Source organism: Streptomyces sp. NPDC096046, from assembly GCF_040303285.1.
Lineage (GTDB): Bacteria > Actinomycetota > Actinomycetes > Streptomycetales > Streptomycetaceae > Streptomyces.
The window spans coordinates 142,563-167,124 of sequence record NZ_JBEOSZ010000004.1 but is presented as its reverse complement, the minus strand read 5'-3'; the positions used below and the strand labels follow the sequence as shown (position 1 = coordinate 167,124).

Below are 24,562 nucleotides of genomic sequence, written 5' to 3'. Positions count from 1 at the left end.
TGGCCGAAAGATGTGTCTTCGAGCGCGAGGCCGACCGCCACGGAACGACGGCCCAGGGGGGATGCGATGAACAGGTGGGAAGTGCCCGGATACACCGGGTCGCTCGAACTCGGGGAAGGGGCGAGTGGGCGGGTCGTCCAGGCCGTCCACGAGGAGACCGGCATTCCGGTCGCGGTGAAGTACCTCAGCGAGGCCCTGCGCACCCGGCCGGGATTCGTGCACGACTTCCGAGCCGAGGCACGCCTGCTGGCCGGGCTGGAGAGCGCGTACGTCACCGGCTTGTACGAGTACGTGGAGAGCCCGGACGGCGCCGCCATCGTGATGGAGCTGGTCGACGGCGTCTCGCTGCGTGCGCTGCTGAAGCGGGAGGGCCCGCTCGACCCCGAGGCCGCGCTCGTCATTCTCAAGGGGTCGTTGCTCGGGCTGGCCGACGCGCACCGGGTCGGCGTCGTCCACCGCGACTACAAGCCGGAGAACGTCCTGGTCACGGCGGACGGATGCTCCAAGCTGCTCGACTTCGGCATCGCGGTGGACGCGGGCACCAGCTCGGGCGTGGCCGGAACCCCCTCCTACATGGCCCCCGAGCAGTGGACCGGCGCGCCCGCCTCCCCCGCCGCCGACGTGTACGCGGCCACGGCCACCTTCTTCGAATGCCTGACGGGCCACAAGCCGTACCTGGGCGACAACCTGGCCGAACTCGCACTCCAGCACGTCGACGCGCCCGTGCCGGCCGAGGAGGCCCCCGAGGCACTGCGGGGCCTGGTGCGCCGCGGCCTGGCCAAGAACCCCGAGGAACGGCCCGCCCGCGCCGAGGATCTCGTCGCGGAACTGGAGGCCGCCGCCGGCAGCGCTTACGGCCCTGACTGGGAGGAACGCGGCCGGAGCCGGCTCGCCGCCCTGGTGGCCCTGCTGGCCCTGCTCCTGCCCTCGTCCCGCGAGGCGCCCCACAGCACCACGGACACGGCCCGCACGGTTCTGCGCCGTCAGCCGGGACAGGGCCCGGCGCAGTCATGGCTGCCCGGCCGCCCGGGGCTGCTCGTGTCGGCCGCCGCCGCGGCTCTCGGTGTCCTCCTGGCCCTCGGGGCCCCGTTCGACCCGGGGACCGCCGCGCAGCGGTCGGCCCTGGCCCTGGCCACCACCAGCCCTCAGCCCGGCCGCGGGCCGGCCGCTCCGCCCGGTCCCACAGGCTCCTCGCCGCCGTCGGCGTCCACCACGCCCGCCGAGTCGGCCGGGCCCTCGCCGTCACTCACCCCATCGCCCTCGGCGCCGACGCCCTCCGGTCCGGACGAACCCACGGCCGCCGCCACCCCCTCCGGGGGCGAGGAGACCACCGCGCCCGGCGGCCCGACCGGTGCGGTGACCCCCACGGGCCCCACGACCACGACGCCCGCCCCGCCTGCCGCGCCCACCGTCAAGGACGCCGTGGTGTCGCCGTTTCGGCAGACAGGTCCCGTGACCGCCACCGCCACCATCGGCATCACCACGGACGGCACCGGCCCGGTCTCGATCACGGTCTCCTGGTTCACGAGCCGCACAGTGGGCCGGCTGGGCACCCCGGACGGTGCGTCCCAGACCTTCGAGCGCAGCGGCGCCACCCAGTACACGCTCACCGTCGACCACACGTTCCAGACCCTGGACTGTTACTGGGCGGTCCAGGCCACCACGACCCCGGCCGCCGCCGACGGGAGCGCCTCACAGCAGCTCCTCACCAGGCGGTGCGACCTCCGATGACCGCACACGATGACGACCACGGTCCCCCGCCCCCCTGCGATCCCATCGGTCCCCCGAGATCCGCCGACGAGCCCACCGAGGTGCTGCCCGGCCGACCGACCCAGCCCTCGCCGACCACGGACGAGCCCACCTACGTACTGCCCACCACCGGCCCACCGAGCCAGACCCCGCCAACCACCGAAGAGCCCACCCACGTACCGCCCACCACCGGCCCACCGAACCAGACCCCGCCAACCACCGAAGAACCCACCCACGTACCGCCCACCACCGGCCCACCGAACCAGACCCCGCCAACCACCGAAGAACCCACCCACGTACCGCCCACCACCAGCCGACCGACCCGCATGCCGCCGACCGCGGACGAGCGGACCGAGGTGCTCGTACCGGCGGCCGAAGAGGGCGCTGCCACCCGCGTACTCGGCACGACCCGGGACCTCAGGGCCGCCGACGGCCGCGCCCCGCGCGGGGATCTCCGGCCCGTCGGCAGCCGCGCCCCGGGGGACGAGCCGGGCTCGGCCGACGCCGAGTACAGCGCCACCGTGCTGGCCAGCCACTGGATCGAGCGTCCCGAACGTGACGAGACCCTCGTCGACCACGCGGCGCTGAAACGGCCGGTGCCGCCCGACCGCGTCGAGGGCACCGTGCTTCGCTTCGGCCCGGGCGTGACCGCCACCGTCGGGCACCGCACCCACCGGATGCTCGCCGCCACCCCGGCTCCCCCACCCCGGCCGCGCCGGCCGCGCAGACACGCGCTGCCCGTGCTCGTGGTGCTCTGCGTCCTCGCACTCCTCGCCTGGCAACGGCTCGGGCCGCCTCTCACCGTCAGCGCGGCCACGGTCACGGCCAGGCCGGCGGAACTCGACTGCGACGGCACCGCGTCCATCGTCGCCCTCGTCACCACGAACGGCCGCCCGGGCACCCTTTCCTACCGCTGGGTCCGCAGCGACGGCACCGCCTCGGGCGTGCTGGAGGAAAAGATGGTCCGCGGACAGAAGCGGGCACGGCTGCATCTGCGGTGGACCTTCCAGGGACCGGGGCGCCTCACGGCCCGGGCCGAACTGCGCATCCTGTCGCCGATCGAGCGCACGGCCACCACCCGTTTCACGTACGCGTGCCCCTGACCGCCGCTCGCCCCGTCCGACCCCGGTACCGACCACGAGCGGCGGACGCACCCAGCGGTCCCTCGCAGCCCGGATCTGTACATTTGTACCGAAGGCAAGACAAAATGCCAGGCGTGCCGATGGCCATGCCCCTCCCATGACCCTCGCGGGCGAGGAACACATGTTCGATGTGAGTGCGCCGATCCTGACCACGTTCCTCGTGTACGTGGCCGCCATGATCGGGATCGGTGTCTGGGCGTACACCCGCACTCGCACCTTCACCGACTTCGCCCTCGGCGGCCGCAGACTCAACGCCTTCGTCGCAGCCCTGTCGGCGGGCGCCAGCGACATGTCGGGCTGGCTGTTCCTCGCCTTGCCCGGAGCGGTGTACGCGGCGGGCCTCGGTGCCAGCTGGATCGCCGTCGGCCTGGTGATCGGCACCTACCTCAACTGGCTCTTCGTCGCACCACGGCTGCGTACCTACACCGAACGCGCCGAGAACGCCGTGAGCCTGTCGGCTTATCTGGAGGAGCGGTTCGAGGACCGCACCCGGATGCTCCGCGTGGTGTCGGCCGCCGTCACCCTGGTGTTCTTCACCGTCTACGTGGCCAGTGGCCTGGTGGCCGGCGGATTGCTGTTCGAGCAGGTCTTCGACCTCCGCTTCGGCGTCGGGGTGACCCTGACCGCCCTGCTGATCGTCGTCTACGCCTGCCTGGGCGGCTTCCTCGCCGTGAGCATGACGCATGTGATGCAGGGGAGCCTGATGCTCCTCGCGCTGGTCGTGCTCCCCCTGACCGCTGTCACGGTGCTCGGCGGCTTCGGGGCCCTGGAGGACTCCCTCGACCGCGAAGCCCCCGAGCTGCTCGACATGGGGGCCCGGGTCGGCTACGCGGACGGTCAGTGGTCGGCCGGCGGGGCACTCGGAGTCGTGGCCATGATCTCGTTGCTCGCCTGGGGCCTCGGCTACTTCGGCCAGCCGCACATCCTGGCCCGCTTCATGGGCATCCGCAGCACCCGTGCGATCCCGGCGGCCCGCCGGATCGGCACCGTCTGGGTCGCCGTCGTACTCGCCGGCGCCACCCTCGTCGGCCTGGTCGGCATCGCCCAGCCGGGCGCGCCGCTCGGTGAACCGGACACGGTGTACATCGCCCTGGCCCGGACCCTGCTCACCCCCTGGGTCGCCGGAGTGATACTGATCGCCGTCCTGGCCGCGATCATGTCGACCGCCGACAGCCAGCTCCTCGTGTCGTCGACCGCCCTCACCGAGGACTTCTACCGCGCGTTCCTCCACCGGCGGGCCGGGGACCGGACACTGGTGCTGGTCGGCCGGTGCGCCGTCGTCGTGGTGATCCTGGTGGCCTACACCATCGCGCTCAGGGGCGGCGGACTGCTGGACATCGTCGGGCAGGCCTGGGCGGGCTTCGGAGCCGCCTTCGGCCCGGTGGTGCTCCTCTCCCTGTACTGGCCGCGCATGACCTGGGCCGGCGCCATGGCCGGAATCGTGTCGGGCGCGGGCACGGTCCTGTGGTGGGACCAGATCAACCCGCTCCTCGGCCCCCTGGAGTCGGGCATCTACGAGATGGTGCCGGGCGTCCTGGTCGCCACGGCCGCCGCACTTCTCTTCGGCAGATTCGTCGGCCGGCCGCCGAAGCGCGCCTTCTGGCGGATGCCGAACGGAGGCGTGAGCCAGCTGATGGTGACGCCGTTCCTCAACGACGCGCCCATCGGCATGGCCGTCCTGGACGCGGACCTGCGCTACGTCTGGGTGAACGAACCACTGGAGCGTCTCGTCCCCCTCGAACGACGCCTGGGACGACAGGTGAGGGACGTGCTGCCGCAGGCGGAGGCCGAAGCCTTCGAGGACCGCATGCGCAAGGTCCTCGAAACCGGGGAACCGGTGCTGGACCACGAGTACCGCGCCCCCAGCCACCTGGCCCCCGACCTGATGCGCGCCCGCTCCGCCTCCTTCTTCGTCATGAGGGACCGCAAGGGCCGCACCGTCGGCGTCTCCTACATGGTCGTCGACGTCACCGAGCGGTGGCGGGCCCAGGAACGCCTGGCTCTGCTCAACGACGCCGGTGCGCGGATCGGCAGCACGCTGGAGGTGACGCGGACAGCGCAGGAACTGGCGGACGAGGCGGTGCCGTCCGTCGCCGAGTTCGTCGCCGTCGATCTGCTGGACTCGGTCATGAGAGGCGAGGAGCCGGCGCCGGGCCCGGTGGGCATGACACCCGTCATCCGCCGCGCCGGCCAGCAGTCGGTGCTCGAGGGCTGTCCGGAGGCGAGCCTGGCCGTGGGAGAAACGGTCAGGCGTGCTGCCTTGTCGCCGGTGACCCGGTGCCTGCAGGAGAGCCGGACCCTGGTGGAGCGGATGCTCGACCTTTCGGCCAGCGCCTGGGTGACCGAGGACGAGTCGCTGGGCTCGACCTTCCGCGACTTCGACTTCCGCTCGGTGATGGTGGTGCCGGTGCGGGCGCGGGGCGTCACGCTCGGGGTGGCGACGTTCGCCCGCACCGATCGCACCGGCCCGTTCGAGGACGACGACGTGCGGCTCGCCGAGGAGCTCGTGTCCCGGGCCGCCGTGTCCGTCGACAACGCGCGCCGCTTCACCCGCGAACGCGCCGCGGCCCGCTCCATGCAGCGCTACCTGCTGCCCCAGGAGCTGGCCGGAGGCTCCGCGCTGGAGGTGGCGTCCTGGTACCTGCCCGCGGACGCCCCCAGCGGTGTGGGCGGTGACTGGTTCGACGTGATCCCGCTCTCCGGGGCCCGGGTCGCCCTGGTCGTCGGGGACGTCGTCGGGCATGGCATGAACGCGGCGGCGACCATGGGCCGCCTGCGCACCGCCGTGCGCACGCTCGCCGACCTGGACCTGTCTCCGGACGAGCTGCTGGCCCATCTCGACGATCTCGTCATCGGCCATCTGGGCCCGTACGACGGCAAGGTCACGGCGGCCGGTGACGAGAGCGCGGGCACCGCGTTCCTCGGGGCCACCTGCCTGTACGCCGTGTACGACCCGGTCAGCAGACGGTGCACGCTGGCCAGGGCCGGCCACCTGCCGCCCGTGATCGTCGGTTCCGACGGCACCACCGACATTCTCGACCTGCCCGCCGGACCACCCCTGGGGCTCGGCTACCTCCCCTTCGAGTCCACCGAAGTGGAGCTGGCCGAGGGGACACTCCTCGCCCTCTACACGGACGGCCTCATCGAGACCTACGACCGGGACATCGACGTGGGTCTCAACCGGCTGGGCGAAGCCCTCGGGGCGCGCGGGCCGGCACTGGAGGAGATCGGCCAGGGCACGGTGGACGCCCTGCTGACCGGCCCACCGTCCGACGACGTGGCCCTGCTTCTCGCCCGGACCCGGGTCCTGGCCCCGGACCAGGTCGTCTCCTGGAACCTGCCCGGCGATCCGGCCGCAGTCGCCCACGCCCGTGGTCTCGTCGGTCGGCAACTGGACGCGTGGGGCATGCCCGACCTGACCTTCACCTCGGAACTCATCGTCAGCGAACTGGTCACCAATGCCCTCCGCCACGCGACCGGACCGGTCGAACTGCGCCTGATCCGGGACCGCGTCCTGATCTGCGAGGTCTCCGACGGCGCCAGCACCTCACCACGGTTGCGCCATGCCCGGACCACCGACGAGGGAGGGCGAGGACTGCTGATCGTGGCCCAGCTCGCCCAGCGCTGGGGGACCCGCTACACGACGACCGGCAAGGTCATCTGGACGGAGCAGGCCGTCCCGGCCGACCCGCTCGACTGAGGGCGCGCGGCCCGCAAGCCGGTACGGCACGCCCGTCCACGAGGGTATCGATCCACACGGCCGGCACCTTGCCCTGGTCGAGGACGGCGGTCAGCGAGACGGCCGGGAGGAGGGCCGTCGGCATCACCGGTCCCCGCGGTCACCCACCGGGACTCGCCAGACCAACGCGGTACCTCCGCCGTCCGGGCAGGTCCAGTCCAGTTCGCCGCCCAACTGCCGGGCGCGTTCGGCCATGTTGCCCAACCCGCTGCGGCGTCCCTCAGCGGCGATGCCCACGCCGTTGTCGGACACCTCCAGCCGCACCTCACGGCCGTCCGTCGCCAGTACGACCTCGGCGCCGCCCGCCCGCGCGTGCCGGGCCACATTGGTCAGGGCTTCGGAAAGGACCGCCATCAGATGGTCGGCCGTCTCCTTCGGCACCTGCGTGTCCAGCAGCCCCTCCATGCGCAGGCTCGGGGCGAAGCCCAGTACGGGCGCGGCCTCGCCGACGGCCCGCACGACCCGGGCCCTCAGACCTGTGCCGGCCGCGCTCTCCCGCGAACGCAGGCCGAAGATCGTCGACCTGATGATCTTGATGGTTTCGTCCAGGTCGTCCACCGCCCGCACCACCCGCTCGGAGGCCTCGGGGTGCTCGATGAAACGGCCGGCGCTCTGCAGTGTCATGCCGGTGGCAAAGAGCCGCTGAATCGCCAGATCGTGCAGGTCCCGGGCGATGCGGTCGCGGTCTTCCAGGAGCGCGATCTGCTGGGCGGCCTGGCGGCGCTCGGCGAGTTCCATCGCCACCGCGGCCTGGGCGGCGAAGGCCTTGAGCGGTTCCGTCTCCTGCTCGAGGAACACCGTCTGGCCCGTCTCGCGGACCAGCAGCACGACACCGCGGACACCGTCGCCACTGCCGATGGGTGCGGCGACGGCAGGGCCGAGGCCGATGAAGCGCCGCGGGCCCGAGGAGACCCGTTCGTCCTGGGAGACATCCGGGCTGGTGATCGTGGCGGCTTCCGAGAACGCCTGACCGATCAGGCTCTTCTCGACGGGCAGCACCATCCCGCTGTGGGTCTCGGCTTCCTCCCCGATGGCCAGCTCCACCGTGAGGGTGCCGGTGCCTTCCATCGGCACCGCCACCACGGCCAGGGCGGCCCCCGTGATGTCCATGGCCCGCTCGGCGATCAGGCGCAGGACGCCGTCCCGTTCGCTGCCGGACATGATGGCGTGCGTGATCTCCGCGCTCGCCTGCAACCAACGCTCCCGCCGCCGTGACTCCTCGTACAGGCGGGCGTTGTCGATGGCGACGCCGGCCGCGACGGCGAGGGTGGAGAGAACCGACTCGTCGTCCTCGTCGAACTGCGCTCCGCCTCGCTTCTCGGTCAGGTACAGATTGCCGAAAACCTGGTCGCGCACGCGGATCGGGACACCGAGGAAGGTGTTCATCGGCGGATGGTTGGGCGGGAAGCCGTACGAGGCGGTGTGCTCGGAGAGCTTGACCAGCCGCAGGGGCTCGGGGTGACGGATCAGCTCCCCCAGAATGCCGTGGCCTTCCGGGTAATGGCCGATCCGAGTGATCTGCTCCTCGGTGAGACCGACGGTGAGGAAGTCGGACAGCCGTTTGCCGTCCGGGCCGATGACTCCGAGCGCGGCGTACCGGGCGTCGACGAGAACCGCCGCGGCCTGCACGATGCTGTACAGCGCCTGCTCGAGGTCCAGCTCGCGGCCGACCGACAGCACCGCCTCGAGCAGGCTGTGGACCCGGTCCCGCGTACCCCGTGCGGCATCGAGGCGGGCCTGCAACTCCTCCAGCAGCTCGTCCAGCCGCAACTGGGGAAGCCGTACCCGTGCTTCCCGCGATTCCGCGGAACTTTCCACGCCCGGTCCTCCTGGTCGTCCTACCGTGTCGCGGGCCGTCGATCCCACTGCTGCCACGGTATCGGGGCGCGGGGGCGAACGGTACGAGATCAAGGCAGGTGACCGGGACGGAGACAGGCGTGGGCGGTGCGGTCGCGTCCGTCAGAGGCGGGACGCCGGGTGGTGGGGAAGCCGGGCGGCCGGTGGGTGCGGCTCCCTTCGGTGTCGGACGACCCGGCCGGCCTCAGCGGCTGTCGCCCTTGAGCCGGTCCTGGGCCTGGGTGGCGATGACGGCCGCCTGGACGCGCCGTTCGACGCCGAGCTTGGCCAGGAGGCGGGAGATGTGGTTCTTCACCGTCTTCTCGGCGAGGTAGAGACGCTGTCCGATCTGGCGATTGGTCAGCCCCTCGCCGATCAGCGCCAGGATTTCCCGCTCGCGCTCGGTCAGCCCGGGAAGGGCATCGGAATCCTCCTCCTGCCGGCCTCCCCGCAACCGGGCCATCAGCTTCGTGGTGGCGCTCGGGTCGAGCAGGGACTGGCCCCGGGCCACCGTGCGCACGGCGGAGACCAGGTCGGAGCCCTGGATCTGCTTCAGCACGTATCCGGAGGCGCCGGCCATGATGGAGTCCAGCAGCGCCTCTTCGTCGTCGAAGGAGGTCAGCATCAGACACGCGAGGTCGGGCATGCTCGAACGGAGTTCGCGGCACACGGACACGCCGTCGCCGTCGGGCAGGCGGACGTCGAGAATCGCGACCTGAGGACGCAGGGCGGGCACACGCACCAGAGCCTGCTCGACGGTGCCGGCCTCGCCGACCACGGTGATGTCCGGTTCGTCGTTCAGCAGGTCGTGCACGCCGCGCCGTACGACCTCGTGGTCGTCCAGCAGGAAGACCCGGATCCGGTCGTCGTGGCCGGGCTGCTCGCCGTCCGCCATGTTCATGCTCCTTGTTCAGCGTTTCGTCCCGGTGTCCGTGTCCGTACCCGGTTCCTTGGCGCGGTACGGATCGGATCCTCCTCGTTCGCGGGCAGGAAGGCCAGGGCCGGTCGGCCCTGTTGCCCTCTCCCTCGATCCTCCCTCTTTGTCGCACCGGGCGACACCGGCGACCGCCCACGGGTGCCGGAAAGCACCGCCCGGAGCACCCGGGCCGGCCAGGGCCGTGGTCAGGCCCGAACGCCCTGGACTTCGGCCGTCACCCGGCGTCATGTCGATGTGTCCCTCTGAAGGGGGCCTGCCGGGCACCCGGTGGCTCCGGCTCCGCGACGCCGGTCGGCCCCACCGGCCGGTGGAGGGACGCGTCCACGACGCCACGCCCTCTGCCGCGCGCCGCGAAGGTCCCCCCGGCCTCGCGGGCGGGACCGAACGGCCCTACCGCACGTCCGGCCGCCCGGCTTTGCTCTGACCATGGCTGACATCTCCAGCAGGTCCGTCCTCCCGCAGTCGCCGGAGCGAAGGGCAGACGTCGTGACGCTGACCGGCGAGATCGACCTGGCCACGGCGCCGGCCCTGAGAACGCGTCTGGACGCGCTGACGGGCCGCACCGGCCTCGACCTGGTACTGGATCTGCGCCCCGTGTCCTTCATCGACTGCGCGGGACTGGGCGTGCTGTGCCGGGTGCGCAACCGCGTGCTGGCGCGGCGCGGTCGGTTGCGTCTGGTCAGCGACAGTCCGTCACTCCTGCGTGTTCTGCGGCTTGCCGGACTGGCCGGAGACTTCGAGGTGCTTCCGGTGATGCCGGAGGCCCTGGCCGGCACGTTGCCGGAGAGCACTGCGATCAGGTGACACCGCGCCCGTGTCCGTCGGACCGCAGTTCCCGGCCGATCCGCGCCGCCCATGCCTCGATCCGCTCGAAATCGCGGAAGTCACCGCCCTTCCCGTTGCGGATGATCATCCGGGCGACCCAGCCCTTTGCGCCTTCCTTGAGGCAGCCGCCGAAGGTGACGTGATCCGTGGTGTCGAGGCCGGTCATGGCCTTCTTCACGCCGGGTGCCGGTGGGAGGTCGCGCTCCGAGGCCGAAGGGTCGAGCGGTCCGCTGCTGAACAACCACAGCGGGCGTTCGCTCAATGCCTTGCGGTGGCGCCGCACGAAACGGCGAGCGTCCTTGTGCCAGCGACCGGCGTACAGGCCTCCGCCGACCACCACGGCGTCGTACGACGTCAGATCGGACACCGAACGGGCCGGGAGAGCTTCGGCCCTCAGCCCGTCCCCGCGCAGGACCTCGGCGACGAACTCGGCGATCTCCGCGGTGGATCCGTTCGTCGTTCCGTACGCGATCAGCACGTTCTTCATCATGACGGTCCGCCTCCTGTCACCCTTCACGCAGCCAGTCGTCGGCCGCGCCGTGCAGTGTCTGCTCGTCCGACCGAAGACGCGTGTCGTCCAGCCGCCAGGCGAGCCGTTCGGCGACCGCGACCACCCCGTCGATCTGACAGGTCATGGCGACGGCGGGCACCTTTCGCTCCTGCGTTCCAGCTCGCCGGCGAGCATGACCCGGCCCTTCGGTGACGCAGACGACGATGTTGCGCGGCATCAGCCGCAGGGCACGCACACACACCTCGTCGGCGCCGTCCGCGAGAGATACCGCCCAGGGCGCGAGACGGGGTCCGGTCGAGCGCGTCGTTCGTCATGGCGGTCCCCTCGGAGCCTTCCAGGACGTTTCGAGCATCCCCCGGCCCGCGGCACCGTCCCAGGGGCCGACCGGGCCGTCCTGGGGCCGATGGGCCCTGGTGGTCGAGGACCAGGGCGGGATCATATCCGCTACGGGACCACTCCCACGGGGCAGGCGGCGTGGTGCAGCACGGCGTGGGTCACACGGCCGATGTGCAGGTCGAAGCGTCCGTCGGGATGCCGCGCACCGATCACGAGGAGTGCCGCATCGGCCGAGGCATCGAGAAGGGCGGTGCGGGCACGGCCCTCGACGATCCGCTGACGCACCTCGACGTCCGGGAACTCTTCGGCGGGTGCGCGCAGCGCGGTCTCCCATGCCTCGACGGCGCGTCGCCGGTGCACCTCCGCGGGTTCGCCGGGAACCGGAACGTGGTCGGTCGGCTCATGTGCGTGCCGGTGCCAGGCCCGGACGGCCTCCAGCGGAAGGTCACGTCGGTCCGCCTCACGGAAGGCGAAACGCATGGCCGCCGAGCCGTCCGGTTCGTCGGGCACCCCCACGACGACGCGACGGCCATGGAGCCGGGCCTCGACCGGGCCGTCCGGTACGCCGCGGACGACGATCACCGGGCCTTCGGCCCGCCCGGCGACGGCCAGGCTGACCGAGCCCAGCAGCAGTTCCGCGGTGCTCCCACGACCGCGGGAGCCCAGGACGAGCGCGGAGGCCTTGCGTGCGGCATGACGGAGTACGGGCACCGGCCCTGCGGGCACGACCTCGGTGGTGATCGTCATGCCGGGACATCGCCGGCCGGCACGTTCGGCCGCAGCCACCACGAGCACGTCGGTGAGTATCTGCTCCGTCCTGCCCGGGCTCGTGGGAAAGACGGCACGCTCGTAGCGCTCCCAGAGTGACGCGTACACCACATGCAACGGCAGTGCGTGCAACGCGGCCTCGTCGACCGCCCAGTCCACGGCCCTCAGGCTGGACTCGGAACCGTCCACGCCGACGACGATGGGCCTGCCCATGGTCTCCATCCTCTCCCGGGCTGAGGGGTTTCGGCAGTCCGGCCCGTCGGGGAGCCGCGGGCGACTGGGCAAGGCTCCGTCGCGGCGGGTCCGTGACGGTCCAGGTGACCTGCTCCTCCTACCGCAGGACGCCGGACACCCCGCAGTCCGGCTCGGTGACCGGTCGCCCGCCGTCCTACGGCGGGAGTTCGACCCCGTCCAGGGTGCGTCCGCCCGCCAGGGCCCGTCCGGTCACCAGTTCCGGATCCACACGGACGAAGATCTCCTGAGGGGCGGGTGTCCAGGATCTTGGTCCTTCTCGCAGGAGCCTAGTGTGTTCGGCAGGGTCGGTGACCAGGGTGGCCGTGCCGGTGACCACAACGCTCCAGCCCGCACGGGTGTGCGTGTCGAACTCGTCGGCCTCGAAGGCCACCACCGCCCCCGCGATGGCGCTCGCAAGCTCGGATGTCACCGAGGCGCACAGCAGAACCGCCCCGTCGTCGGCCAGGCGGAAATCGACGGGGAGCACGGCAGGCAGCGCCTGCCGGGTGAACACGACGCGCCCCACGGGCGCCTCGGCCAGAAGGCGCAGGCACTCCTGCCGGTTCAGCTCACGAAATCCGTCGTCGGAGTACATCTGCCATCTCGTCTCTCACCCGGTGCTCCTGATGGTGCGTGCCCCCATCCTCGGGCGGAACGGCATGACCGAACCAGGGCCGATCGGTCCCCGCGTCACCGACTACAGGTCCCGACCGCCTTCCGTCCGCCAGGAGTGGCGCCGCCGCGTCTCCACGATCCACGGTGGCCACCGCATTCGCGTCACGTTCGACCGCCCGGCGCTCCGGGATCCGCTCGCTCCCGCCCTGCGCGCACGATGCGCCAGGTCTGCACGGAGCTGAAGCGGACGTGGAAGGGCCGCGCGATCACCGTGGCGATGCGGTCCAGAGTCCATCGCCGGCTCCTCGACCCAGCCGTGTACGGCGGACCATTGAACCGTCCGCATGACACCGGGACGCGTCCACAGTGAAGTCACCATCACCTGTGAGGAGGAAACGTCGGTTGCGGCCACGCGGCGCTTGCCTGACGCTATGAGCATGCACACGTGTGGCCTCGCACCGGCGCCGTCGGCCCGGGGCACTCAGCTCGTGGCCCGTGTGTAGCTCAGGAGAACCGCACCGCTCTTCAGGGCGGTGTGGTCCTCGAGTGTCCAGGTCCGCGGGTCGAAGGCTGCCTTGCGGGAGAACAGCGGGATCCCGTCGCCGATGGTGAGCGGGCCCAGTTTGAGGATCATCGCGTCGATCTCGCCGTACAGGGACCCCGCCAGCTCGGCGCCGCCGAGTAGCCAGATGTCCTTGCCATCCTGGTGCTTGAGCTCCCGCACGGTCGCCACCGGGTCGTCGGCGACCAGTTCGACGGCCGGGCCGGGAACCTCGGTCAGGGTTCGGGAGAACACGAGATGCCGCAAGTGGGGGTAGGCGTCGGTGATTCCAGCCGCGAGACCGATCTCGTAGCTGCGCCGGCCCTCGAGAACGGTATCGAAGCGGGTGCCCCCCGCCGTGACGGACAGTGCCTGCCGCGCATGGGCGGGTAACGTCTCCGGATACTCGGTGACGAGGTGTTGTATGTAGTCCTCCTGCATGGGCCAGAAGCCGTTGGGGCCGGTGGGATCCGCGCCGTCCGGCCCGGCGACGAAGCCATCGAGAGTGGTGGCAACATAGTAGACGAGTCTGCGCACGCACGTTCCTTCCGTCAGTCCGCTGTCGCGGTGCGACCCGTGGTCTCCGGGGCGTGGCCAAGGTGCGGGGTCGCTGAGCGATCATGGCACCCGATCGACCGGGCGAACCACCGTGTCGCCTTTCTCCCCGCATTCGAAGCAGTCCACAGCCTGCAGCCGGACCCGCTCCCACCCCGTCCTCCCGGCTCCGGTCAGCCGCGACTCCGCGCCTGTCTCACGTACCTCGTCGAAGTCCCGGTGCTGGCGCCAGACCAGCGACGACAAGGCCACGGCGCCGGTTCCGAAGCCGAGCGGGGCCGCGGAGGCGGCCGGCGTGCCGGCGGTGACGGTGACGATCACGCCGGTGATGCCTCGACCACCGAGCGAAGAGGAGACGGTCGCGGGTTCAGAAAAGGCCCGGAGGGGTGCCCGGGGTGCCCGGGACCGTTCTGGAGGGTGCCGGATGTCAAGATGGGGGCATGACTATCAAGGTTTTCTTTGACATCACCATCGACGGCGTTCCCGCCGGCCGGATCAACATGAACCTGTTCGACGACGTCGCCCCCAAGACCGCGGAGAACTTCCGCGCGCTGGCGACCGGTGAGAAGGGCTTCGGCTACAAGGGCTCGTCCTTCCACCGCGTCATCCCGGAGTTCATGCTCCAGGGCGGTGACTTCACCCGTGGTGACGGCACGGGCGGCAAGAGCATCTACGGCGAGAAGTTCGCCGACGAGAACTTCACGCTCAAGCACACCAAGCCCGGCCAGCTCTCCATGGCCAACGCCGGCCCGAACACCAACGGCTCGCAGTTCTTCATCACCACGATCGTGACGTCGTGGCTCGACGGAAAGCACGTCGTCTTCGGCGAGGTCGCCGACGAGGGCAGCATGGAGCTCGTGCGGAAGATCGAGAGCTACGGCTCGCGGTCCGGCCGTACCTCGGCCACCATCACCATCGCCGACTGCGGGACTCTCTGACCGTAAGAGGTCAGTCTCCATCGGGCTGTTCGGCGGTCTGGCGTCGTGGGGATCGTTGAGCGTCTCGTGCGAGACGAACTGCGGGAGCTGTTCGAGCGGGTGGGTGACGCCCGCTCCCTCCCGCCACAGGGGACGAGGCTGAGCGGCTGTCGTCGGTACGGCGACCGTGACGTCCTGGCCACGAGCCTCCTCATGGCGGCCCCGGGCTGCGTGTGACGGCTGTTCGCCCTTCGTTCGGGTCCTACGAGCCGCAGGCGTACCGGCTGTTCGCGGACCTGCCGCCCCGCTTCGGCAGGTGGAGGACGGTTCACGACCGTCATCGAAGGTGGTCGGCGGACGACGCGTGGGAGACCGTCCCGCGGGCCGGCAAAGCCCGCGGGATACCTCCCTCGCCGCGACCGCCTGTGCACCTGAGCACCTGAGCACCTGAGCACCTGAGCACCCGCAAACCGTCGGTTCGAATGTCGTCCTTCGAGACTCCTCCGGGCTAAGTGACGGCCGCGTGGGCGAGGGCGACGGTCTCCTCCGGTGTGCCGTCGATCGGGATGACCGCCCCCGCTTCGTCCTCCCCTATCGGTTCGAGGGCGGCGAACTGGCTGTGCAGCAGCTCGGGCGCCATGAAGTGGCCCTTTCTGGCGGTGATCCGTGCGGCGATCAGCTCGGCCGAGCCGTCGAGATGCAGGAAGAAGGTGCGCGGTGCGGCGGATGCCAGCCGGTCACGGTAGCGCCGCTTCAGCGCCGAGCAGGTCACCACCCCGCCGCTGTCCGCATGACCGGCGAGCCATCGTCCGATCTGCTCCAGCCAGGGGCGGCGGTCCTCGTCGTCCAGAGGGTGACCGGCCCGCATCTTCGCCACGTTGCTCGGGGGGTGGAAGTCGTCCCCCTCGGCGTAGGGGACACCCAGACGGCGGGCCAGTGACCGGCCCACCGTGGTCTTCCCCGAACCTGACACGCCCATGACCACGACCAGGGGAGCACCGTCGTACGACATGCAGAACCTTCCCTTCGCATTTCGTCTCCGCGGTCTAGAACTCGATGACTACCTTCACGTCGTCCGGTTGCTCCCGGAACGCCTCCGCTGCTCGTTCCAGCGGCACCCGCCGGGTGATCACGCGCTCGAGCCATGCCGGATCTGCCTCGGCCAGGGCGTCGGCGGCCTGTCGGTAGTGGCGCAGGTTGGCGTTGACCGAGCCCACCACCGCGTCGTTCTGCAGCACGATCTCCCTGTTCACGGCGCCGGCGTCCACGGTCGCCCTGCGGCCGGAGGGTGACACCCCGGTCAGGCACACCACTCCGTAGGGAGCGGTGCCGGTCAGCGAGGCGAGCACGGGCTCGTTCGCGCCGGTTGCCTCGATGACGATGTCCGGGCAGACGGCGGAGATGACCTGCTCGATGTCCTTGGCGTGGTACGTGGCACCCAAGTCCCGGACCAGGCCGGGCTTGGGGCCTTCGGTGACGCGGTCCAGCACGTGTACTTCCAAGCCCCGCTGGATGCCCAGGAGGGTGGCGAGCAGGCCGATGGGCCCGGCGCCTGTCACCAGGACGCGCTGCGGCTCGAACCACGAACGGGCACCCACCCGCTCCACCTGCTCCCACGCCTTCGCCACCACGGTGGTCGGCTCCATGAGCACACCGACGCGGTCCAGATGCGGCTCCAGCTTCACCGCGTATTCGGCCTCCACGCGCCACGCCTCGGACCCGTAACCGTCGAGCTCCTTGATGCCGCGTTCGGTGTAGCGGCCGTTGCGGCACATGTCGAACTCCCCACGGGCGCACGCCCCGCACGGTTCGGGGTCCGGACGACGCACCACTCCGGCGACGAGGTCACCGGCCGAGAAGCCGCTGCCGGGTGGCGCCTGCCGCACCCGCCCGAGGGACTCGTGCCCCAGGACCAGCCGCTCACCGCCTGGTGGGGCCGTACCGTACTCGCCTCGGGCGATCTCCTTGTCCGTCCCGCACACCCCCACCGCCAGGGCGTCCACCAGCAGGTCTCCGTCAGCCGGGACGGGGTCGGGGACCTCCCCCACCTCTACGGAGTCCTTGGCGCCGGGCCGCACCGTGACCGCACGCATCGCCCACCTCGTCCCTCTCTCGGGCGGCGCAGGATGGCGAGGCGCCGCCGTCTGGCCGTCTGTCCCACTCAGAGCGTTTCAGTACCTGGCTGTCGGCACCGGAAACACGACGGGGCACCTTCGATCAGGCCGAGCGGCCCATCGGCCTCGGCCACCGCGGCAGCACTCGTCGAGGGCGTACCCGCACTTCGTCGTCGGCACCCCGGCCCGGCGCCGGTACCGGGCCCGTGGTGTCTTGCCGCGCCCTCGCCACAGTCAGACCAACCCCGTCCATGCCCCCGACCTGTATGAAAGGGATCCGGTCGGGGCAAGCGGTTCTCCTGGAAATGTGGAGGATGCCATGACCATGACGGAGCAGCCGGTTCAGCCGCCGGGACGCCACACCGCCTGCAGCGCAGGCCACGACAGCCAGAGCTCTGCCCCCGGCGCCGAGACGCCGGAAACTGCGCGTGAACGGATCAACCGGCGGTGGAACGAGATCCTTCAGGAGACACGGGTCACCCAGACGGGCGTACAGATCCTCTTCGGGTTCCTGCTCAGCGTGGCTTTCACCCCGCTGTTCCGGGAGCTGGAGACGTTCGATCGCGTCATCTACGTCACGACCGTGGTGCTCGGCGCGGCAGCGACGGGAACGCTCATAGCACCCGTCTCCATCCACCGCTTCCTGTCCGGCCAGCGCATGAAGGACGAGGTGGTGGAAGCCGCCGGCCGCTTGATGATGTGCGGCATGGTCCTTCTCGCGCTGACCATCGGCTGCACCCTTCTGCTGATCCTCCGTGTCGTCATCCCCGGCGTGCTGGCCGAAGTGCTCGCCGGTGGGGTCATGCTGTGGTTCGCCCTGTGCTGGTACGCGCTGCCGCTGGGTCTGCGACGCCGCGCCGCTCGGCGCTCCCGGCCCGACGGGGCGTAACACCCGCGGGGTTCGACACGGGCGAGGCTTCCCCAGCGGATGCCGTGACGCGGCCGTGCCTCGCCCGGGCCCGGCAGGCCGGGACCGGCGGCCGGTCCCCTGTGACGCACCGACTCGCCGCTCGGATGATGACGCGGCAGGCCCCGAGGAGCCTTTTCAGCCCGCCTCGCGCCACCACACGGGAGAACCGCTGAGGTCCAGAGAAGGAGGGCGTGGAAGGTGTCGCGCCTCCAAGTGGGCTACTGCTCGGCTGTTTCAGGGGGAGTCCTCGTCCGGGGAGTCCGGGCTCGCTCGATGGTCGACCAGCCGCGCACACGCGGGCCCTCGACGCATGACCTGCGTGGGCCCGGCTCCGCCTGGTGCCAGGGGCACCGACCGCACACTCATACGGTGCGATCGCCCATTGGTGAGTGCCGCACCCTTCTCCCCCCGGTGGCTGAAGGTCTCGATGGAGTAACGGCCGTGGTAGTTGCCCATGCCGCTCTCCCCCACGCCCCCGAAGGGCAGGTCGGAGACGGTGGGATGGGCGAGCGGCAGGCCGTACCCCAAGCCTCCCGAGGAGGTCTCGGCGGCGAATCGACGTCGCGTTCGGGCGAGCGGCTTGTCCCGGTCGTTGATGAAGTCGAGCGCCTCGTCGAGGCCGGGGACGGTGACGATCGGCAGGATGGGACCGAAGATCTCCGCGAGGGGTGTGAGTGTGCGTGCCGCGCAGACGCGCCGCGGCACGGAGCGAAGCGGCCGCCGGTCCGGCGGCCGCCTCGCTCCGTGCCAGTGGTGCCCGCTCAGCCGCGGACGATGTTCTGCGCCTGCGGACCCTTCTGTCCCTGGCCGATGTCGAAGGTGACGTGCTCGCCCTCGGTCAGCTCGCGGTACCCGTTGCCCTGGATCTCGGAGTAGTGCGCGAAGACGTCCGGGCCCCCGCCGTCCTGTGCGATGAAGCCGAAGCCCTTCTCAGAGTTGAACCACTTCACGGTGCCGCTGGCCATACCATCGATCCTTCGTTCAAACCAGGGAGCAGCCCTTCACCGCGGGCCTGCTCCAGCCCTTGCACCTGCACGAGCCAGAAGCCGTTCTACCCCCGATCACCCTGCTTATCCGACCGACGACACACCTCTCGCCAAACCCGCCTCCCACGCGCGGTGCAGCAGGGCGCGGAAAAGCGGGCGGCGGAGCCGGGCCGGGCCGGGCTGGGCCGACTGCCGGAGTGTCGGTCGGACATCCGGCGCGATCTCGGCGTCAGCTCATGCCGATGGCGTCCGGTCAGCGGGTGGCGAGGAACTGCAGCGTGTCGATCACACGGTTCGAGAAGCCCCACTCGTTGTCGTACCAGGCGACCACCTTCACATGGCGGCCGTCGACGCGGGTGAGAGCCGAATCGAAGACGGACGAGGCGGGGTTGCCCACGATGTCGGAGGAGACGAGCGGGTCGTCGGAGTACTCCAGGATCCCGGCGAGCGGACCCTGCGCCGCGGCTCGGTAGGCCGCGAGCACGTCCTCGCGGGTCACCTCGCGGGCGACCGTCGTGTTGAGTTCGACGATCGAGCCGACCGGCACGGGTACGCGGATCGAGTCGCCCGACAGCTTGCCGTCGAGGTTCGGCAGCACCAGCCCGATCGCCTTGGCGGCGCCGGTCGTGGTCGGCACGATGTTGACGCTGGCGGCCCGGGCTCGACGGGCGTCACGGTGCGGACCGTCCTGCAGGTTCTGCTCCTGCGTGTAGGCGTGCACCGTCGTCATGAACCCGTGCTCGATACCGGCGAGGTCGTCGAGCACCTTGGCCAGCGGGGCGAGTGCGTTGGTGGTGCAGGAGGCGTTCGAGACGATCGTGTGCAGCTCCGGGTCGTAGGCGTCGCTGTTGACCCCGAAGGCGAGGGTGACGTCGGCGCCGTCCGAGGGCGCGCTGACGAGCACCTTCTTCGCGCCCGCGTCGAGATGGGCGCGGGCGGCCTTGGCCGAGGTGAAGCGGCCCGTGGCTTCCAGGACGATGTCGACGCCGAGTTCGGCCCAGGGCAGCTGAGCCGGTTCGCGCTCGGCCAGCACCGTGATCCGACGGCCGTCGACGACGAGGGCGTCCCCCTCGACGGCCACCGGGCGCCCGAGCCGGCCGGCCGTGCTGTCGTAGGCGAGCAGCCGGGCGAGCGTGGCGGGCTCGGTGAGGTCGTTGACGGCGACGACCTCGAGGGAGCTGTCGCGCTCCAGCAGGGCGCGCAGCACATTGCGTCCGATGCGGCCGAATCCGTTGATGGCGATGCGAGTCATGAGTGATGTCCCTTCCCTTCGCCACCAGGCTCGCCCGTGTCCCACGCAGCCGACAGTGGCGCGATCGCCACGGTTCAAAAGGATCCCGCCACAGGGTCGCGCGACAGGTGCTACTCGCCCCGGGTGAAGGTGCGCCGGTACTCGCTCGGGGTGGTGCCCAGGATGCGCTGGAAGTGCAGGCGCAGGTTCGCCCCCGTACCGAGGCCGACGTCGGCGGCGATCTGTTCGACGCTGCGCTCGGAGCGCTCCAGCAGTTCGCGGGCCAGGTCGATGCGGGCGCGCATCACCCACTGCATCGGGGTGTAGCCGGTCTCCTCGACGAAGCGCCGGGAGAAGGTACGCGCCGACACCCCGGCCTGCTGTGCCAGTACGTCGAGGGAAAGGGGCTCACCGAGTCGGTGCAGCGCCCACTCACGGGTGGCGCCGAAGCGCTCACCGAGCGGCTCGGGGACGCTGCGCGGCACATACTGCGCCTGGCCGCCGCTGCGGTAGGGGGCCGCCACCAGGCGGCGCGCCGCGTGGTTGGACGCGGCCACCCCCAGGTCGCCGCGCAGGATGTGCAGGCACAGGTCGATGCCCGAGGCGGCGCCGGCCGAGGTGAGCACACTGCCCTCGTCGACGAACAGGACGTTCTCGTCGACCTGGACGAGGGGGTGCCCGGCCATGAGCGCCCGCGTGTAGTGCCAGTGTGTCGTGGCGCGCCTGCCGTCGAGCAGGCCCGTGGCGGCGAGGGCGAAGGCCCCCGTCGAGATGGCGGCGAGCCGCGCGCCCCGCGCATGGGCGGCGATCAGTGCGTCCACGACGGCGCGCGGCGGGTCCTCGCGGTCCGGGTGCCGGTAGCCCGGGACGAAGACGATGTCGGCCCACGCCAGCGCGTCCAGGCCGTGGGCGACGGCGTAGGACAGGCCATCGCCGCCGGTCACGAGACCGGGTGTCGCCCCGCACACCCGCACCTCGTACGGCATGCTCGCGCGGGTCGTGAACACCTGCGCGGGGATACCGACATCGAGCGGCTTGGCGCCCTCGAGTACCAGGACGGCGACGCGGTGCAGTCGGGAGGCCGGCATGGGAACGAGGCTACGTGGGACGTGACGTCGTCACGTTCACCGCCCGGGCCCGACTTCGCAGTGCGGTCCACCGCTGGTTCCGCACGTGGCATGAGGGCTTCCCGCCCGGCTGCGTTCTGGTCGCCGGACCGATTGGTCTGCCGGCGACGACGTCTTCGGCGTCCTCGCTCCCGCCCGCCGCCTGGGTGCTTCCTGCCGCTACTTGGCCTCGGCATGGGCCCGTTTCATTCCCTTCCGGTCCTTGCGCTCCAGGCCCGGCGGTCGGCCGGAGCCCTTTGCTTTGCCGTGCGCGGTCGCGTCGGGCGCCGCCTGCCCAGAGCTGCCTGGAGTTCGGGTCGCATGCGGGGCGGGCCTCGGGCCGCCGGAGGCCGGACGAGCCTTGCGCGTGGACGCGGGATTCTTCACCGGCTGAGCCGAGACGGAAGGGCTGCGCGAGGGCGGGGTCGCCGATGCGGAGGGCGTGTCGTCGTCGTGAACGGCGGTGTCCGGGAGGGTGGAGGGGGCGACCGGATCAGGGGCGGACGGGGCCGCTTCGCCTGTGGCGTCGCGGTGCGAGAAGCCGTCGGTGACCACCAGGCCGCCGGCGATGACGGCGGCCAGTGCGGCCGCCGCCCCACGCGTACGCATGCGGCTGCGGATGGGGGCCGGCCGTGGCGCCCCCTCGGTATTCCCGGCGGGCGGCGAACTCCGGTGTGTCCTGTCCGCGTGATCCGCGACCGCGGCGGGAACAGCGCTGAGAACGGGCCGGGCCACGGAGGCGGACGAGGGCACCGTGCTCGTGCCGGCGAGACGGGTCAGGGCTAGGGCGCAGTCGCGCGCCGTGGGCCGGTCTTGTTCTTCCAGGCTGGTCATGTCCCGCAGGAGGGCGGCGAAGCCGTCGGACAGGAAGTCCGGCACAACAGGCCGGCGGTGGAGGCGCGCTATCGCGGCCTCCAGGGGGCCGCCGTCGTATTCGAGTCGGCCGGTGATGCTTTCGAGGAGGACCAGGCCGAGCGCGTAGAGGTCGGCGGGCCGGCCGACGGGCCGGCCCAGCACCTGTTCGGGGGCGAGATAGGCCGCCGTGCCGGTCAGGGTGCCGGTAGCGGTGCGGGTGGTCGCGTCCAGCAGCCGGGAGATGCCGAAGTCCGTCAGATGAGGATGGCCGGAGGAGTCCAGAATGATGTTGGACGGTTTCACGTCCCGGTGGACGATGCCCGCCTCATGGGCGTGCGCCAGAGCATCGGCCAACGCCGCACCGAGCGCGGCCGCGGCTTCGCACGACAAAGGCCCCTCGGCGATGCGGCTTTTCAGGGTTGGCCCGTCGATCAGCTGCATGACCAGGAAGGCGTCACCGTCATGACGTCCGGCGTCGAAGGCGGTCACCAGTCCCGGATGCTGCAACCGGGCCAGGATCACGGCCTCGCCACGGAAGGCCTCCTCCGTGTCGAAGCCGGTACCGGCGCGGAAGACCTTCACAGCGACCGGCCGCCGCAGCCGCAGGTCGAGACCCCGGTACACGTCAGCGGCGCCACCCGAACCGATCAGCGCGTCCAGGCGGTAGCGGCCCGCCAGAATCGGCGCACAGCCTCGAAAAGCCCGTGCCTCCCTCGCGTCGCGCCATCGCACCTCGATCTCCCCACTCCACACACTCGCACCTCGGACGCCCGTCGACGACGAGCCGCCGCACGCAGGTACCCAGCCATCCGCGACTTGCACACAGCCGGGGCGTCGTCCCGGGCAAGCGCCTCGATGCCCGTGGTCAGGATCTGGGCCGGTTGCGTTGCCAAGGTGCGGGGAAACGGTGCCTGTACGCCGGCGAAGCGGCGGTCCATGGCAGCGAACCGGCTCCGGCGGGTCACGTCCTCAGTGGTTGGTCCACAGGTTCCACTTCCAGGGCCACATGTTGCCCTCGGCGCACTGGTACTGGTCCCAGAAGCCGCCGGCTCACCGCCCCTCCCCCGCCACGCCCCCTGGCGCCGGCTGCGCGGACCGTGGTCCCTGCGCCGGATCGTCACAGCGGTCCTCGCCGCTGTCGTCACGGGCGCGCTCGTGACGGGCCTGTGGCTTCTGCTCTCCCCGCAGGACGGTCCGGGTAGCACGCCCGCGCAGGGCGCCGCAGCCGGAGCGAGCTCGGGCGGCGGTGCGGGGTCCTCGTCCACAACGTCGAGAAGGCATGCCAGGAGCCCCGCACGCACAGATGCGCGCTGTCGCTGGCCTACAACCCGTACCGGCCCTACACCACCACCAACTCCGCAGGCCGCGTCTGGCACCGCGACCTCCTTCAAGCCCGCTGCACCATCGCCAACGGCGTCACCGTCACCGACGAGAACACAAACACACCAGCATCTGGATCCAGGTCACATACCACGGACAGCGCCTCTGGCTCCCCGGAATCCGCGTCCGCCCCGGGCACCCGACCCAACTCACCACGATCCTGCCCGCCTGCGCCCCGCCGGCGTGACACGGAGACCCTCGGGCCAGACCGACAAGGGCGCCCGTCCTTCCGGTTCCGCCCGGGGTCAGCTGGACAGTTCCATGAGGCGATGCATCAGTCGCTGCTCCTTCTCGGCGGCCTCGTGCACGATCTTCGACGCGCTGTGGAGGGACTCCCGTGACGATGCGACTCCCGCCTCGTGCAGAAGTCCGGCCACCTCGGTCCACTTCTTCGACACCTCACGGTATGACTTCGAGACCTCCCCATATGCGCTGATCCCGGTGATTTCGGCGGTCTCCGCGAGGAATTCCGCCCACATCGTGCGGAACAGGCCCCCGCCGGTTCCCGCGTCCTCCATGATCGTGCAGATCTCGGGCAGGCTGTCGGCGGGCGATTCGAGGTCGTCGAGCCACTGCGGCATCAGGTCGGCGACTTTGTGCATGCCCTTGTATCCGAAATTCGAGATCGGCGGGTTCAGGAAATTTTCCGCCGCCGTCCTGATGCCCTTGCGGGCCGCTTCCCCAAGATCGGGAAGCCCGCCCTTCGGGAGATCGAGGGTGAAGGCACGGTTACGTGAACTCATCGGTCCGCGGGCGTTTCGCGCGGTCGCGAGGGATTCGCCGGTGGCCCATTGCAGGCCGAGGGGTCGAGTTTCGACCAGAGCGAAACGGTCGTCGTCGTACCCGACACAGGCGACATAGTGAGCCGCGAACCGGAAGTCGTCGGTGGAGTAGTCGAGAAAGTAGCGGTCGAGCTTGAGACCGACAACGGTTCCGGAATCGAGCTGGGCCAGCAGGTGTTCCCTCGCCCGCTTCGCCGACGACGTCTCATGGACGGACAGCCGCAGGTTCAGTGCGTTCGCGAGATGCTCGGACAGTGTGTCCGGTTTGATACGGCCACCGACGAACGGCGTCGGCATCTGCTTCGTCCGCCAGTAGATGAACGACAAGCCACCGGCGAGCCCGAAGATGAGCGGCTCCGACAAGTCCACCTCCCGCTGCCGCAGCAAATTCACGAGAGTGGTCGACTCGCAATGGTTGCCGACGTATGGATCTGCCTCTAAAAGCGACACTTGGTTTCGTCTCCCTTCCGTCGCGTCGAGCGTAGCGCAACCC

General features: G+C 70.8%; 22 protein-coding genes and 3 pseudogenes. 8 read left to right on the top strand and 17 right to left on the bottom strand.

The genetic code is table 11. The features are described 5' to 3' along the window. The first annotated feature begins 66 nt into the window (after positions 1 to 66). The 3 genes from ABTX62_RS05780 to putP all read left to right on the top strand — a co-directional run bounded on the left by ABTX62_RS05780 (position 67) and on the right by putP (position 6,591). Complete coding sequence (locus ABTX62_RS05780) at positions 67 to 1,731, top strand: serine/threonine-protein kinase (RefSeq protein WP_352114993.1); 1,665 nt, start codon at positions 67 to 69, stop codon at positions 1,729 to 1,731. Then, positions 1,728 to 2,852 carry a hypothetical protein gene (locus tag ABTX62_RS05775; protein ID WP_352114992.1) on the top strand — a complete coding sequence of 375 codons (1,125 nt, stop codon included), beginning with the start codon at positions 1,728 to 1,730 and terminating at the stop codon, positions 2,850 to 2,852. Before ABTX62_RS05780 ends, ABTX62_RS05775 begins: the two co-directional genes overlap by 4 nt. Positions 2,853 to 3,012: 160 nt before the next feature. Continuing rightward, positions 3,013 to 6,591, top strand: coding sequence for a sodium/proline symporter PutP (putP, locus tag ABTX62_RS05770; RefSeq protein WP_352114991.1), 3,579 nt, complete (start codon positions 3,013 to 3,015; stop codon positions 6,589 to 6,591). 123 nt (positions 6,592 to 6,714) lie between these two features. Here the strand turns inward: putP and ABTX62_RS05765 are convergent, their stop codons facing one another. Both ABTX62_RS05765 and ABTX62_RS05760 read right to left on the bottom strand, forming a co-directional pair. Continuing rightward, positions 6,715 to 8,448, bottom strand: a complete 1,734-nt coding sequence (locus ABTX62_RS05765; protein WP_352114990.1) for a sensor histidine kinase — start codon at positions 8,446 to 8,448, stop codon at positions 6,715 to 6,717. 223 nt (positions 8,449 to 8,671) lie between these two features. Beyond that, on the bottom strand, positions 8,672 to 9,361 hold the full coding sequence (locus tag ABTX62_RS05760; protein ID WP_352114989.1) for a response regulator: 690 nt from the start codon (positions 9,359 to 9,361) through the stop codon (positions 8,672 to 8,674). 468 nt (positions 9,362 to 9,829) lie between these two features. Here ABTX62_RS05760 and ABTX62_RS05755 point away from each other — a divergent pair, with 468 nt between their 5' ends. After that, entirely contained in the window at positions 9,830 to 10,207 is a 378-nt protein-coding gene (locus ABTX62_RS05755) for an STAS domain-containing protein (protein WP_502997906.1), read from the top strand. Here the strand turns inward: ABTX62_RS05755 and ABTX62_RS05750 are convergent. The 7 genes and pseudogenes from ABTX62_RS05750 to ABTX62_RS05725 all read right to left on the bottom strand — a co-directional run bounded on the left by ABTX62_RS05750 (position 10,200) and on the right by ABTX62_RS05725 (position 14,109). Beyond that, the gene (locus ABTX62_RS05750; RefSeq protein ID WP_352114987.1) at positions 10,200 to 10,718 is read right to left on the bottom strand and encodes a flavodoxin domain-containing protein; all 519 of its coding nucleotides are present in this window, start codon (positions 10,716 to 10,718) and stop codon (positions 10,200 to 10,202) included. The genes ABTX62_RS05755 and ABTX62_RS05750 overlap by 8 nt on opposite strands. Before the next feature lie 16 nt (positions 10,719 to 10,734). Continuing rightward, positions 10,735 to 10,863: a hypothetical protein gene (locus tag ABTX62_RS05745; RefSeq protein WP_352114986.1), complete on the bottom strand. Its 129-nt coding sequence runs from the start codon at positions 10,861 to 10,863 to the stop codon at positions 10,735 to 10,737. Positions 10,864 to 11,183: 320 nt separating this feature from the next. Next, positions 11,184 to 12,056: a universal stress protein gene (locus ABTX62_RS05740; RefSeq protein WP_352114985.1), complete on the bottom strand. Its 873-nt coding sequence runs from the start codon at positions 12,054 to 12,056 to the stop codon at positions 11,184 to 11,186. 175 nt (positions 12,057 to 12,231) lie between these two features. Beyond that, a complete protein-coding gene (locus ABTX62_RS05735; protein WP_352114984.1) occupies positions 12,232 to 12,672 on the bottom strand; it encodes a pyridoxamine 5'-phosphate oxidase family protein in 441 nt (146 codons plus the stop codon). A 169-nt stretch (positions 12,673 to 12,841) separates the two neighbouring features. Beyond that, positions 12,842 to 13,017 (bottom strand): annotated as a pseudogene (locus ABTX62_RS37850) (winged helix-turn-helix domain-containing protein); the annotation flags it as partial. Positions 13,018 to 13,173: 156 nt separating this feature from the next. Beyond that, positions 13,174 to 13,770: a dihydrofolate reductase family protein gene (locus tag ABTX62_RS05730; protein ID WP_352114983.1), complete on the bottom strand. Its 597-nt coding sequence runs from the start codon at positions 13,768 to 13,770 to the stop codon at positions 13,174 to 13,176. A gap of 81 nt (positions 13,771 to 13,851) precedes the next feature. Next, complete coding sequence (locus ABTX62_RS05725) at positions 13,852 to 14,109, bottom strand: hypothetical protein (protein WP_352114982.1); 258 nt, start codon at positions 14,107 to 14,109, stop codon at positions 13,852 to 13,854. Positions 14,110 to 14,228: 119 nt separating this feature from the next. Here ABTX62_RS05725 and ABTX62_RS05720 point away from each other — a divergent pair, with 119 nt between their 5' ends. The 3 genes and pseudogenes from ABTX62_RS05720 to ABTX62_RS05710 form a co-directional block, all read left to right on the top strand. Beyond that, the gene (locus ABTX62_RS05720) at positions 14,229 to 14,726 is read left to right on the top strand and encodes a peptidylprolyl isomerase (protein WP_352114981.1); all 498 of its coding nucleotides are present in this window, start codon (positions 14,229 to 14,231) and stop codon (positions 14,724 to 14,726) included. Positions 14,727 to 14,792: 66 nt separating this feature from the next. Continuing rightward, complete coding sequence (locus ABTX62_RS05715) at positions 14,793 to 14,942, top strand: hypothetical protein (protein WP_352114980.1); 150 nt, start codon at positions 14,793 to 14,795, stop codon at positions 14,940 to 14,942. Between the two features lie 56 nt (positions 14,943 to 14,998). Continuing rightward, positions 14,999 to 15,100 (top strand): annotated as a pseudogene (locus tag ABTX62_RS05710) (IS5/IS1182 family transposase); the annotation flags it as partial. A gap of 113 nt (positions 15,101 to 15,213) precedes the next feature. Here ABTX62_RS05710 and ABTX62_RS05705 read toward each other — a convergent pair. Both ABTX62_RS05705 and ABTX62_RS05700 read right to left on the bottom strand, forming a co-directional pair. Further along, the gene (locus ABTX62_RS05705) at positions 15,214 to 15,717 is read right to left on the bottom strand and encodes a gluconokinase (RefSeq protein ID WP_352114979.1); all 504 of its coding nucleotides are present in this window, start codon (positions 15,715 to 15,717) and stop codon (positions 15,214 to 15,216) included. 34 nt (positions 15,718 to 15,751) lie between these two features. After that, positions 15,752 to 16,798 carry a glucose 1-dehydrogenase gene (locus ABTX62_RS05700; protein ID WP_352114978.1) on the bottom strand — a complete coding sequence of 349 codons (1,047 nt, stop codon included), beginning with the start codon at positions 16,796 to 16,798 and terminating at the stop codon, positions 15,752 to 15,754. 340 nt (positions 16,799 to 17,138) lie between these two features. Here ABTX62_RS05700 and ABTX62_RS05695 point away from each other — a divergent pair, with 340 nt between their 5' ends. Next, positions 17,139 to 17,708, top strand: a complete 570-nt coding sequence (locus ABTX62_RS05695; RefSeq protein WP_352114977.1) for a DUF6328 family protein — start codon at positions 17,139 to 17,141, stop codon at positions 17,706 to 17,708. A gap of 429 nt (positions 17,709 to 18,137) precedes the next feature. On the opposite strand, the pseudogene ABTX62_RS05690 reads toward ABTX62_RS05695, so the two are convergent. The 6 genes and pseudogenes from ABTX62_RS05690 to ABTX62_RS05665 all read right to left on the bottom strand — a co-directional run. Next, positions 18,138 to 18,389, bottom strand: a pseudogene (locus ABTX62_RS05690) (aldehyde dehydrogenase family protein); the annotation flags it as partial. A 101-nt stretch (positions 18,390 to 18,490) separates the two neighbouring features. Beyond that, a complete protein-coding gene (locus ABTX62_RS05685) occupies positions 18,491 to 18,694 on the bottom strand; it encodes a cold-shock protein (protein ID WP_107458844.1) in 204 nt (67 codons plus the stop codon). 274 nt (positions 18,695 to 18,968) lie between these two features. After that, positions 18,969 to 19,967, bottom strand: a complete 999-nt coding sequence (gene gap / locus ABTX62_RS05680; RefSeq protein WP_352114976.1) for a type I glyceraldehyde-3-phosphate dehydrogenase — start codon at positions 19,965 to 19,967, stop codon at positions 18,969 to 18,971. Between the two features lie 110 nt (positions 19,968 to 20,077). Next, positions 20,078 to 21,034: a GlxA family transcriptional regulator gene (locus ABTX62_RS05675; RefSeq protein ID WP_352114975.1), complete on the bottom strand. Its 957-nt coding sequence runs from the start codon at positions 21,032 to 21,034 to the stop codon at positions 20,078 to 20,080. A 198-nt stretch (positions 21,035 to 21,232) separates the two neighbouring features. Beyond that, a complete protein-coding gene (locus ABTX62_RS05670; RefSeq protein WP_352114974.1) occupies positions 21,233 to 22,639 on the bottom strand; it encodes a serine/threonine-protein kinase in 1,407 nt (468 codons plus the stop codon). Between the two features lie 893 nt (positions 22,640 to 23,532). After that, positions 23,533 to 24,519, bottom strand: a complete 987-nt coding sequence (locus tag ABTX62_RS05665; RefSeq protein ID WP_352114973.1) for a BtrH N-terminal domain-containing protein — start codon at positions 24,517 to 24,519, stop codon at positions 23,533 to 23,535. Positions 24,520 to 24,562 lie beyond the last annotated feature (43 nt).

Coding starts and splice junctions, on each gene's coding strand:
- ABTX62_RS05675 (WP_352114975.1), bottom strand. CDS start 21,034: ATGCCGGCCTCCCGACTGCACCGCGTCGCCGTCCTGGTACTCGAGGGC.
- ABTX62_RS05755 (WP_502997906.1), top strand. CDS start 9,830: ATGGCTGACATCTCCAGCAGGTCCGTCCTCCCGCAGTCGCCGGAGCGA.
- ABTX62_RS05705 (WP_352114979.1), bottom strand. CDS start 15,717: ATGTCGTACGACGGTGCTCCCCTGGTCGTGGTCATGGGCGTGTCAGGT.
- gap (WP_352114976.1), bottom strand. CDS start 19,967: ATGACTCGCATCGCCATCAACGGATTCGGCCGCATCGGACGCAATGTG.
- ABTX62_RS05780 (WP_352114993.1), top strand. CDS start 67: ATGAACAGGTGGGAAGTGCCCGGATACACCGGGTCGCTCGAACTCGGG.
- ABTX62_RS05720 (WP_352114981.1), top strand. CDS start 14,229: ATGACTATCAAGGTTTTCTTTGACATCACCATCGACGGCGTTCCCGCC.
- putP (WP_352114991.1), top strand. CDS start 3,013: ATGTTCGATGTGAGTGCGCCGATCCTGACCACGTTCCTCGTGTACGTG.
- ABTX62_RS05775 (WP_352114992.1), top strand. CDS start 1,728: ATGACCGCACACGATGACGACCACGGTCCCCCGCCCCCCTGCGATCCC.
- ABTX62_RS05700 (WP_352114978.1), bottom strand. CDS start 16,798: ATGCGTGCGGTCACGGTGCGGCCCGGCGCCAAGGACTCCGTAGAGGTG.
- ABTX62_RS05740 (WP_352114985.1), bottom strand. CDS start 12,056: ATGGGCAGGCCCATCGTCGTCGGCGTGGACGGTTCCGAGTCCAGCCTG.
- ABTX62_RS05750 (WP_352114987.1), bottom strand. CDS start 10,718: ATGATGAAGAACGTGCTGATCGCGTACGGAACGACGAACGGATCCACC.
- ABTX62_RS05735 (WP_352114984.1), bottom strand. CDS start 12,672: ATGTACTCCGACGACGGATTTCGTGAGCTGAACCGGCAGGAGTGCCTG.
- ABTX62_RS05745 (WP_352114986.1), bottom strand. CDS start 10,863: ATGACCTGTCAGATCGACGGGGTGGTCGCGGTCGCCGAACGGCTCGCC.
- ABTX62_RS05685 (WP_107458844.1), bottom strand. CDS start 18,694: ATGGCCAGCGGCACCGTGAAGTGGTTCAACTCTGAGAAGGGCTTCGGC.
- ABTX62_RS05695 (WP_352114977.1), top strand. CDS start 17,139: ATGACCATGACGGAGCAGCCGGTTCAGCCGCCGGGACGCCACACCGCC.
- ABTX62_RS05760 (WP_352114989.1), bottom strand. CDS start 9,361: ATGGCGGACGGCGAGCAGCCCGGCCACGACGACCGGATCCGGGTCTTC.